General features: G+C 69.1%; 12 protein-coding genes and 1 pseudogene. 3 read left to right on the top strand and 10 right to left on the bottom strand.

The window, feature by feature from the left end:
• Window positions 1-38: 38 nt before the first annotated feature.
• From CCN42_RS23705 to CCN42_RS23670, 8 genes are all read right to left on the bottom strand, one after another.
• Window positions 39-898 (bottom strand): IS5 family transposase gene (locus tag CCN42_RS23705; RefSeq protein ID WP_211294784.1). Its coding sequence is split into 2 segments (ribosomal slippage): window positions 39-538 and window positions 538-898, totalling 861 coding nucleotides; the frame shifts between segments, so codons are not numbered across the junction.
• Window positions 883-1,176: a toxin Doc gene (locus tag CCN42_RS23700; RefSeq protein WP_245877436.1), complete on the bottom strand. Its 294-nt coding sequence runs from the start codon at window positions 1,174-1,176 to the stop codon at window positions 883-885. Before CCN42_RS23700 ends, CCN42_RS23705 begins: the two co-directional genes overlap by 16 nt.
• Window positions 1,177-1,179: 3 nt before the next feature.
• Window positions 1,180-1,419, bottom strand: coding sequence for an antitoxin MazE7 (locus tag CCN42_RS23695; RefSeq protein ID WP_086738629.1), 240 nt, complete (start codon window positions 1,417-1,419; stop codon window positions 1,180-1,182).
• A 482-nt stretch (window positions 1,420-1,901) separates the two neighbouring features.
• Complete coding sequence (locus CCN42_RS23690) at window positions 1,902-2,750, bottom strand: glycosyltransferase family 2 protein (RefSeq protein ID WP_086738633.1); 849 nt, start codon at window positions 2,748-2,750, stop codon at window positions 1,902-1,904.
• Window positions 2,751-2,818: 68 nt separating this feature from the next.
• Window positions 2,819-3,667, bottom strand: a complete 849-nt coding sequence (locus CCN42_RS23685) for a hypothetical protein (RefSeq protein ID WP_245877435.1) — start codon at window positions 3,665-3,667, stop codon at window positions 2,819-2,821.
• A 124-nt stretch (window positions 3,668-3,791) separates the two neighbouring features.
• Window positions 3,792-4,265: a 3'-5' exonuclease gene (locus CCN42_RS23680; RefSeq protein ID WP_245877434.1), complete on the bottom strand. Its 474-nt coding sequence runs from the start codon at window positions 4,263-4,265 to the stop codon at window positions 3,792-3,794.
• A gap of 378 nt (window positions 4,266-4,643) precedes the next feature.
• Window positions 4,644-5,225, bottom strand: coding sequence for a class I SAM-dependent methyltransferase (locus tag CCN42_RS23675; protein ID WP_086738627.1), 582 nt, complete (start codon window positions 5,223-5,225; stop codon window positions 4,644-4,646).
• A gap of 451 nt (window positions 5,226-5,676) precedes the next feature.
• Window positions 5,677-6,006 (bottom strand): hypothetical protein, encoded by a 330-nt coding sequence (locus CCN42_RS23670; protein ID WP_086738626.1) that lies wholly within the window; start codon window positions 6,004-6,006, stop codon window positions 5,677-5,679.
• Between the two features lie 517 nt (window positions 6,007-6,523).
• On the opposite strand from CCN42_RS23670, the pseudogene CCN42_RS23660 reads away from it, so the two are divergent.
• Window positions 6,524-7,114: pseudogene (locus tag CCN42_RS23660) on the top strand (IS5 family transposase); the annotation flags it as partial.
• A gap of 192 nt (window positions 7,115-7,306) precedes the next feature.
• Entirely contained in the window at window positions 7,307-8,110 is an 804-nt protein-coding gene (locus tag CCN42_RS46190) for an NsdA family TPR-like regulatory protein (protein WP_211294782.1), read from the top strand.
• Between the two features lie 131 nt (window positions 8,111-8,241).
• Here CCN42_RS46190 and CCN42_RS23650 read toward each other — a convergent pair whose 3' ends face one another.
• Together CCN42_RS23650 and CCN42_RS42680 are read right to left on the bottom strand one after the other, a co-directional pair.
• Window positions 8,242-8,877 carry a hypothetical protein gene (locus CCN42_RS23650; RefSeq protein WP_086738621.1) on the bottom strand — a complete coding sequence of 212 codons (636 nt, stop codon included), beginning with the start codon at window positions 8,875-8,877 and terminating at the stop codon, window positions 8,242-8,244.
• A gap of 90 nt (window positions 8,878-8,967) precedes the next feature.
• Window positions 8,968-9,120 carry a hypothetical protein gene (locus CCN42_RS42680; RefSeq protein WP_158102121.1) on the bottom strand — a complete coding sequence of 51 codons (153 nt, stop codon included), beginning with the start codon at window positions 9,118-9,120 and terminating at the stop codon, window positions 8,968-8,970.
• A gap of 179 nt (window positions 9,121-9,299) precedes the next feature.
• Here CCN42_RS42680 and CCN42_RS23645 point away from each other — a divergent pair.
• Window positions 9,300-9,662 (top strand): IS5 family transposase (locus tag CCN42_RS23645; protein ID WP_107427635.1); only part of this gene is annotated, 363 nt, incomplete at its 3' end.

Here is a 9,662-nt window from a genome sequence, read left to right as displayed (position 1 = left end):
GGGACAACGCCGAGAGGGCCTAGGTTCTGTCTCTTTGGTCAGCGTCGGGTCCAGATGAGGATGCCCGCGAGATGGAGTGCGGCCTGGTAGGCGATCGCGAGCTTGTCGGTTCGTGTAGCCAGGCCGCGCCACTGCTTGAGGCGGTTGATGCACCGCTCGACGCTGTTCCGCTGCTTGTATGCCTCGCTGTCGAAGCCGGGCGGACGGCCGCCGAGTCGGCCTCGCCGCAGACGATGGCCGACTTGGTCGGACGGCTGCGGGATGACCGCACGGATGCCCCGGCGCCGCAGATGGGCGCGGATGGCACGTGAGGAATACGCGCGGTCGGCCAGAACGGCCAGGGGCCGGGTCCGTGGCCTGCCCGGGCCCGTGCGGGGCACGCGGATCCGGGACATCACCGTCTCGAAGGCGGGTGCATCACCTGCCTGGCCTGCGGTGACGGTGAAGGCGAGGGGCCGCGCGCGGCCGTCAGCGGCCAGGTGGACCTTGGTGCTCAGCCCGCCGCGGGAGCGTCCGAGCGCGTGATCGGCGGGCTCGCCGCCGGAGGGCGCCCCCTTTTGAGCGCTCCGGCAGCGTGCTGGTGGGCCCGGACGACCGTGGAGTCCACCGACACCGTCCAGTCGATGTCGTCGTCGGCGTCCGCCGCCGCCAGGACGGCGGCGAGGATCATCTCCCAGGTGCCGTCGACGGCCCATCTGATCAGCCGCTTGTGAGCGGTCTGGAAGGAGCCGAGCTCGTCGGGGAGGTCCCGCCAGGGCGAGTTGGTGCGGTACTTCCACGCGATGGCCTCAAGAGTGCGGCGGTGGTCGGCCCACCGCCGCCCGCGGACCGGATCCGCCGGCATCAGCGGCTCGATCCGGTCCCACATCGCATCAGTGATCACTAATCGGACGGACACATCCGATCAACTGACCAACCCATCAAAGAGACACGCGCTAGGCCGAAGCCGTACAGCTCATTGCGAGCGGGCAGCGGGCGCAGGACGACGCACTCCTCCAGCATCACGGCCGCCCGCCAGAAGGCATCCGGGTGGTGCTGGTCGTGGCGGGGCGGGTCGACCTTGTGCCGGGCGGCCAGACCGACGAACACGGAGTAGTCGTTGACCGCGAGGTCGTCCAGCAGCTCAGTCTGGCGTTCCAGGAACCACCGATAGTCCACGTAGTACTCGGCAGGCATAGGTCAGGCCGCCCGCGGGGCGGTGCGGGCCGACTCCGGGGCGCCGTACTCGGCGTCGAACGCGGCGACCGTCTCCGGGTCGGAGGTGACCTGCCGGAAGATCTCCGCGCCCTCGGCCAGCGCGCGCTCGCGCCGCTTTTCCTCGGCCACCTGCGCCAGGTAGGCGTCCAGCGGCAGCCCCGCCGCGTCGGCCAGGGCCTGCAGCGCGTCCGCAGTGGTGTCGTCGATCTCGATGCCAGCCATGCACCGAGTATGCCGCGTAACAGCGCACCAGGACGACTCACATGGAAATATGGCTGTGACCTGCACCTTTATCCTTCAGTAGGTGCAGCTTGGCCTTCGGCTCTGCCCCAAGCTGATCGCCGTCCGACGCCGCGCCAGGGAGGACGCTCAGGTGGACGCGCTCGCCGACCGGGGGCCCTCACCCGGGAGCAGGCCGCCGCCCGCCCCGCCCCGACTTGTCCCCCGTCGACACTTAGTGGCGCCGCCTTCCGAGGTGTCCCAGTAGCCGGTGTGGGTGAGGGCGCCAGTCTCAGGTCGAGGCAGGAGGCAGAGACCGGACGGGACGAGGAGCTGTACCGGCCGGATGGGCAGCGGCATCGCGGGCCTGGGCGCCGACGCCGTCGGCGTCCGGTGCCGCGCCCGTGCCAGGCTGTGAGGACAGGTGGTGGCTGCTGGCCGACGGATCACTGCTATGAGGATGCTGCCCGAGGTCAGCGTGCGGGTCAGATGACGGGCGGGCGCCCCGCGGCGGTCAGCCGCCACACCCTGCGCCAGCTCATCGGGCGCCGCGTCTGGGCGTGCCGGCTCGTCCAGCCCTCGCGCATGCCACGCAGCGTCTCACTCAGCCCGCCTGTGCGCACGGCCCGGGCCAGAGTGATCGCGGTCCACACAGCGAGGTAGAGCGGGACGAGCGGAGCGGGGAGGTTGCGGTAGGCGACCCAGATCCGGTTGCGGGCGGCGAGCCGGTGGAACAGCGCGTGCCGAGTAGGAGAGGTGAGCGGGTGGTGCATCCGGATCCCGGCGGCGTACCAACCGGACCACCCAGCCGCCCAGCACTGCCACGCCAACTGGAGCCCTTCGTGGTACAGGAAGAACTCGGCCGGCCACCCTCCGACCGCGTCGAACGCTTCTCGGCGAACGAGAACGACTCCCTCGGTCATCGTGGTGATCGTGCCGGGGCGATCCGGACGGCTCGCGCGCAGCCGGGGAACCCAGCGGCGCGGCGTGGTCACGTCGTCCGGGCCGGTCAACCGGGGTTGCACGTAGGCGGCTTCGGGATGCCCCTGGGCCTCGGCGACGAGCCGGGCGAGGACGTCGGAGCAGGGGAAGGTCGCGTCGTTGTCGAGGAAGAACAGCCAGTCGGCCGGGTCGTCCGCGTCGCGGAGCGCGTCTGCGCCGGCGTTGCGGCCGCCGGGGATGCCGATGTTCTCGGGCAGGCACACGGTGAGCGCGCCGGGCGGTACGACTTCGGGCCGGCAGCCATTGCCGACCACCACCACCCGGACGTCGACGCCGCTCTGCGCGAGGAGCGTCGTCTGTGCGGCGGCTTCTTCATTCGGGCGGTCGTTCATGGACAGCACGACTACGTCGACGCGTGGGTGGAACACGGGGTCTCCCGGCCGTTAAGGGGCCATTGCGGTCAGGGTGCGGGGACGGGAGCGCCGGTGAGGTGCTCGGCCCGGCGGGCGATGAGCGGGGCGAGGTGGGGGTGGACACCCCGGGAGCAGGCCTGGAGGAGCTGACCGAGGGCGACGAGCTCCCCGGCCCGGCCGGCGGGTGTGTCGAGGACGTCCGCGAACTCGCGCCGCACGCGCGCGGCGACCGCCGGCACTGGCAGGGAGTAGGCGTGCAGCAGGCCTTGGTCATAGCCGGTCGGCATGCGGCCCCAGCCCTCCCAGTCGAAAATGATCAAGGCCGGGGCGGCGAGGTTGGCCCAGTGCAGATCCGCGTGCCCAGTGGTGTGGTCGCTGATCCGCGGCGGGTCGATGCCAAGGAAGCTACGGAAGTTGCGGTCGATCCAGGACTGCCGTACGGCCTCACGTTCGGTCGGCACGGTGGCAAGCGCGTGCGATGCCGCGCGCAGGTCTCGCCACCAGGCGTCCGGCAGCTTGGGGTCACGGTCCAGCACGGGGCTGCCGGCGACGACCGCCGGTGTGGTGATGAACTCGGTGAGTTCGGCCCGGTACGCATACGGACCGCGCGTCCAGTCCGTAAGGTCTCGCAGCTGGGGACGTGGCACCGACCGCGGCACGGCCGTGTCCGCGAGGACGGTGCCCTCCCACAGCCGTCCACCAGCCTTCTCGGACAGTGCGGAGACGACACGCAGCCAGCTCATACCGACGCGCCGCCCGAGCGTGCGGCCCCGCCATCCCCACACCTCCGGGCCCGACGGCATGACCTGGAAGGCGCGGGCCGCATCCGCGAACGCGCAGCGCATCCGCGTGACGTCCTCGGCATGCTCGGGGGCGGTGAACACCGGTGCGGTCATGATCCGTTCCTCGCTTCGCGTCGGTCTGCTCAACGGACGTGAACGGATTCCTGTCACGGCCAACCCCACGGGCGCCGGCCCAGGGACGCCAGCCGCGCGACGTTCTCTCCGGCAGGGCGCCAGGTCAAAACAGTGCCCTCTGCTCTGCTTCCGGGTCCGTGGCCGGTCGTTTTGGCTGCAGTGCGGCGGCCGCGTCCAGTTCGAGGAGCGTGCGCCACCGGCCACCGGCGCTCCCTTCGGCCAGCAGTCGGGCCAGCACCTGGGTGGTGACCTCGACGTCCGGCATTGCCCGGTGCCGTCCGGCTGGCTTGGGGATGCCGTAGTAGCCGAGCAGGTTGTCCAGCCCGTAGGAGCCGAGCCCGGGCACCACGGTCTTGGCCAGACGCAACGTGCCCAGCAGCGGTGTTGCCGCGAGTACGGGACAATGATCTGCATGGCGGGCGATGATTCTGGCTTCCGTGGAGGCGTGGTGGGCGACCAGCCGGTACAGCGGCGCGGACAGGCGCGTGTCGAGCCGGGCCATCACCTCGGCGGCCGGGGCCGCCGAGGAGAGCATCCGTAGGGTGGTGCCCTTGAGCTGGACATCTATCGCGGTCACGGGCACATCGGCAGGCGGCGGCATCAGCTCCTCGAACCGACCGACCGACCTCAACCAGCCGGCCCCCTACGGGGCGCACAGCCAGCACGGCGACCTCGACCGGCTCGACGGTCCGACCCCCCGGAGTAAGGCCCTCGAAGTCGATCACCACGAGCGTTGTCCCAACGAACCGCGGATGTTCATCCACGCGTCCACAGCGCCACATCCCGTCGCACCACCGCCAGCCTCCGCCAGACGATTCGGCCGTCGTCGTTTCGGGTGACCGGCACAGTGCGACCGCCGCATGCCAGCGAAGGCCCAGGGAGCACTCCGATCATGGGCACGAGATTTCCTCTGGTGGTCACCACATTATCCATCGGGTGGCCGTGCGGGCGGGGATCAGGGGTGCAGGGCGTAGCAGCGCAGGACGTCGAGATCGGCGCTGTGGACGGCGGACCAGCCCGCCGTGAGAAGCTCGGCCTGGGCGGGGGTGATGGCGAGGCTCTGCAAGGGGTCGGAGGCGGCGCGACGCCCGGCGATCTCGGTGACCACCCAGAAGATGCCACCCGGGACGAGGAGGTGGCGAACGCGGTTAAGGAAGGCGGCCTTGTCGTCGATCCACCGGTAGACCAGGCGGCAGGTGATGACCGCGTACGCCGGCTCCGGCAGGACGCTGAGGTCGTCGGTGGTGAAGTCCATGCACCACCAGACCGGCTCGTGCCGGGACCCAGGGCCCTGGGCGGCAGCGAGCGCGACGGCGCTGGAAGAGCAGTCGATGCCGGTCGTGCGGTAACCGAGCTCGGCGAGGCGGCGAACAAGGGACCCGTCGCCGCAGCCGATGTCGAGCGCCGGGCGGTCGCGGCCGGGGCCGAGGTGGTCCTCCAACAACCCGTTCTCGGTGTCGTCGACCTGCCGGTAGCGGCGGCCCTGGGTCCAGAGCCGCTCCCAGTGCGTCGCGGCCGTGGTGGACACGGTGGTCATGAGACTCCTTCACGGTCTGGCGGCATGGCCGCGCGGGCAGGGATCTCCCGCAGCGCGCGAAAGGGAGAGGTCAGCAGCAGGACGACGGAGACGACCTGGAGGAGGGCGCCGACGCCAAGGGCGGCCCGGTCGTTGAGGAAAAGGGCCAGACCGCCAGCGGTGCCGACGCGAGCGGACGGGCCCTGGCGCTGAGCGTGGTGCTGGCGGACTGCATCCCGCGTACCTGGCACACGCTCACCTTTGCACCGCAGTCACAGACGGTGATAGATATTTGCCGGTCAATTGGCCGCGCGGCTGGAATCACGCGGAGCGAACCAACCCCGGCCCGCACTCTGAGCGCCTCTCGATCGCCACCTGGTACGCCCCATCACGAAGCAGGGGGGACCACAACGAGCATCGACGCCGCAGTTCCCGCCGATGTTGAACTCGCAGGTTACTGCGACTGCGTTGGTTATCCAGCAGGCACGAAGCCCTGGGATAGGTCGAGCAGAAAAGGGGATCCTGGCTCGTCGGGCGTCCAGCCTTTGGCGTGAGCCATGCGGATCGTGGCGGCAACCTCTGCGGGCAACACGGGCCTGGCGGCGATCTCGCACCAGTTACTCGGATGCGGTTGATTGGTGGTGATCACCAGGGTGGTGCCTGACGTCTCGGCCTGCTCGATGGCGTAAGTCAACGGACTCCAGACCAGCCCTTGGTCATAAGTCGGTCGCCTTCGGACTCTCCAACGATAGGTGACGCCGTCGACAATGATGCGGCGTGAGCCCTTCCTGACCAGTGCCATGGCCTCCTCATTTCCGCCCGCAGGACAGTAACCGACAGTTCCTGCGGTGTCGCGTAGATTCCAGCTGCTGGTGGAGCCCAGCCTCCACATCGCTGCCCACGTCAGCGCAGACTCCGAGCACGATGGTCCGTGGTGCGGGAAGGTGGCTGACTCTGCTCGTGCTGGCGACGCCCCGCGGAAGAGAACGACCGCCCCAGGGCGGCGGGCCGGGCCAGAACCAGGCTGCGGAAGCCCGTGACCTCGCCGAACGTCTGCTCCGACGCCCTCAGCCACTCCCTGAGCTTGACGTTCTCCAGCTCGAGCCGGGCCATCTAAGCTTCGCGGGGGTCAGGAACTCTGTGACTGAAGTGTCACCTCGCTGCCCCCATGCGCCCTGCTACCACTCCGCAGGCTTTGCACCGTCCCCGACACCTGCCCGTCCAGCACGCTAGTGCTGTGACCGCATAGGTTCGCCGGGGTTTTGGGCCTGGCGTTGTTCCGTGCGAGTGGCCGAGGGTGCACACTCGCAGGATGGGGCGTCCACGACCTGTTACGCGACAAGACCCGCCGGGCCCACGGCCGCAGTGCCGAGCCGACCGCGGCCGTGGTCGACGCCCAGAGCCTGAAGACCTCGGCAAACGTGCCCGAGACCAGCCAGGGCATCGACGCCGGCAAGAAGATCAAAGGACGCAAACGGCATCTCATCACGGACACACTCGGCCTGGTGCTGGCCGTCCTCATCACCGCCGCGAACGTGCACGACACCACCGGCGGCAAGCTCCTGCTCGACGACCTGGCAGCGAACCATCCCAGTGTGTCCAAGGTCTGGGCCGACGGCGGATACCAGAACAGCATCTTCAACCACGGCGCCCTGCTCGGCATCGACGTGGAGGTAGTGCAGCGACCTCGAGCCAAGGGGTTCGAGCCGCTTCCCAAACGGTGGGTGATCGAGCGGACCTTCGGCTGGCTGATGCAGCACCGCCGCCTGGCCCGCGACTACGAAGCCCTGCCCCACAGATCCCGGGCAATGATCCATTGGGCGATGGCTAACAAAATGTCCCGCGAACTGACTGGAGAATCCGCACCAACCTGGCGAATCGAAACGGACATGACCGCCACAACGGCCTGAACAGTGATCAGATGCTCTCTAACTGGCTCTAACAAAAACGGTTTGATCATGTGACCGTCGGCTTGATCGTTCGGTGATGTGGTCATGGGGAAGCGTCAGTCGCGGCCGTGGATCGTGTCGGACGAACCCTGGTCGCTGATCGAGCCGTTGCTGCCCGAGCCGCCGCCGAAGCAGGTGGAGGGACGGCCTCGGGTGCCCGACCGGCAGGCCCTGTGCGGGATCTTGTTCGACCTCATCGCCCAAGACCGGTACACCACAGCCGCCAGCCGCCGCCTCCACGCCGTAGCCGCCGAACTGGCGCACTGCGCCGCATGGCTACGCTTCGACGCCGACCGGCACGCAGACGCCCAACACCACTGGCAGGCCGCCGTCCACGCAGCCCACCAGGCCGACGACCGCGACCTCGCCGCCATCGCCCTCTCCGACCTCGCCTACCAGGCCACCTGGCTGTCAAAGCCCGCCGACGCGGTACAGGCCCTGGAACACGCCCGCTCCCGCACCCGCACGCCCGCAACCCGCTCCCTGCTGGACGTGCGCCTCGCTCGTGCCTGCGCGGTCTTGCAGGACCGCCAGGGAACCCAGCGTGCGCTGGCATCCGCGGAGGCCGAGCTGGAGCAAATCCGCCCGCAGGCAACGCCCCCGGCCGTGTCCTGGATGTCGATGGCAGACGTCAACGCCGACGCCGGACGGTGCTGGCTCGACCTCGGCGAACCGGACCGCGCGACCACCGCAATCGACACAGGCCTGAGCGAACTACAGCCACACCGCACCCGCACAAGGGCGGTGTTCCTGACCTACCGAGCCGAAGGTTCGCTGCACGGCAGGGACACATCGACTGTCGCCGCCGATGCCCGCGCCGCCCTCGATACCGCCCTGGACTCGGGCGCTGCCCGCTGCGTCGATCTCGTCTCCGCGCTCATCCACCGTCTTGCCAGCCGCGCCGAGCAGCCGATGGTCGAGCTGCGCGAGTACGCGCGGGAACGCCTCGCCGCCTGATGCGAGCAGCGCGGGCAGGCCCATAGTCGTTCCAGCCAAATGCATGGCCGACGGCTCTTCAAGCAAGGACACGTGGGCGCGCACCCCGAACCAACTGGAGCGCTGGGGACCGCCTGCGATCACGGGACGGCTCATCGCGGCTGCTGCCCTCTGACGAGTGCGGTGGGCAGTGATGCGTCGAGGATCAGATTACGCGGCAGTGCCAGTTCGAAGCGCTGTTCCAGCACGGCGAGAGAGGCACGGTGCGCCGTGTCCCTGTTGCTTTCCTCTGGGATTCCGGCCGCGATGATGTCAGGGCGGATGAGGTCGGCGCCGGGGCCGGTGACTTCCTGTGACCATGTGTTCATGTACATGTCGACGCCGCACACGTAGTGGTCGTCGTGGAAGTAGGCGAATGCGGGTGGCGGCACCTTCGGGTTCTGCTTCTCGTAGTACAGCTCGAAGACGTGGACCCCGTCTCGGGATGTCCCGTCGTGGTATGCGGGCCCGAGGACGGACGGCCAGTGGCCATAGGCTATGGCGAAGCCCAGGCCGGCGTGGTCGCCGTAGCGGACGGCGATGCTGTCTGTGTCGCCGCGCTCGGCGTCGAGCTCGTCGATGAGCTCTTCGGCCTGCGGCCCGGTGGTGGCCTGGACCGGTACGGGGCCGCCGGTGGCGGCGAGGCGGGCGGTGAGCTGTTCGCCGGTCAGGCCCCGGGCCAGCTTGATGTAGTAGCCGAGCCAGGAGATGTCCTCATCGGCTATCCATGTGATCCCGCTGGAACTCACTGCGTGTCTCCGTTCTCCGGTGTGGAGCGGCCCGAAGCCGGCCCTGTGACCGACCCCGGGCCGCACGTGCGGCGTGCGGTCAGTATCGTGCTACCGGATGTCGCACTTGATCGTCGGCTTCGAGGTGTCGCACTTGTCGAAGCCCGGCGTTCTGACGAAATACGCGTCCTGGTCGATCAGCCGGAGTTCCTTGGCGAACGTGGGGAAGCGGCTCATTGAGGTGGAGTTGACCCACCCGGACATCGCGTGCGCCTCTTGTCGGGTGTGGTCACCTGCTCCCGGCCATGCCGGGCAGCGAGGCATGCTGGAAGTGCTGGCGTCTTGTGACGGAGACGGCCAGCGCTCGGCGCGGTCGTCCTGCGCCTTAGCCGATGCTGCGACCGCGCCGGGGCCCTGCTAGGACCTGTCTGATAATTGATCTTGTGGTGGGTCGGGGTGAGTTGACGGATGCGGCGTGGGAGCGGATAGCGCCGCTGCTGCCTGGTGTTGACGGTCGTGGTCGTCCGTGGCGTGATCACCGGCAGGTGTTCAACGGGGTGTTGTGGCGGTTGCGGACCGGTGCTCCGTGGCGTGACCTGCCGGAACGCTACGGGCCGTGGCAGACGGCCTATGAACGGTTCGCCCGCTGGGAGGCAGACGGAACCTGGGCCCGCCTGCTCGGGCAGGTCCAGGTCCGCGACGACTCCGTCGGGGCCGTGGAGTGGACGGTGTCGGTCGACTCCACGATCAGCCGGGCGCATCAGCACGCCGCTGGTGCCCGCAAAAAGGGGCGGTCTCTTATACAC

Source organism: Streptomyces glaucescens, from assembly GCF_002154375.1.
Taxonomy (GTDB): Bacteria; Actinomycetota; Actinomycetes; order Streptomycetales; family Streptomycetaceae; genus Streptomyces; species Streptomyces glaucescens.
The sequence above is the reverse complement of the archived record's forward strand: the minus strand, read 5'-3'. Positions and strand labels throughout refer to the sequence as shown.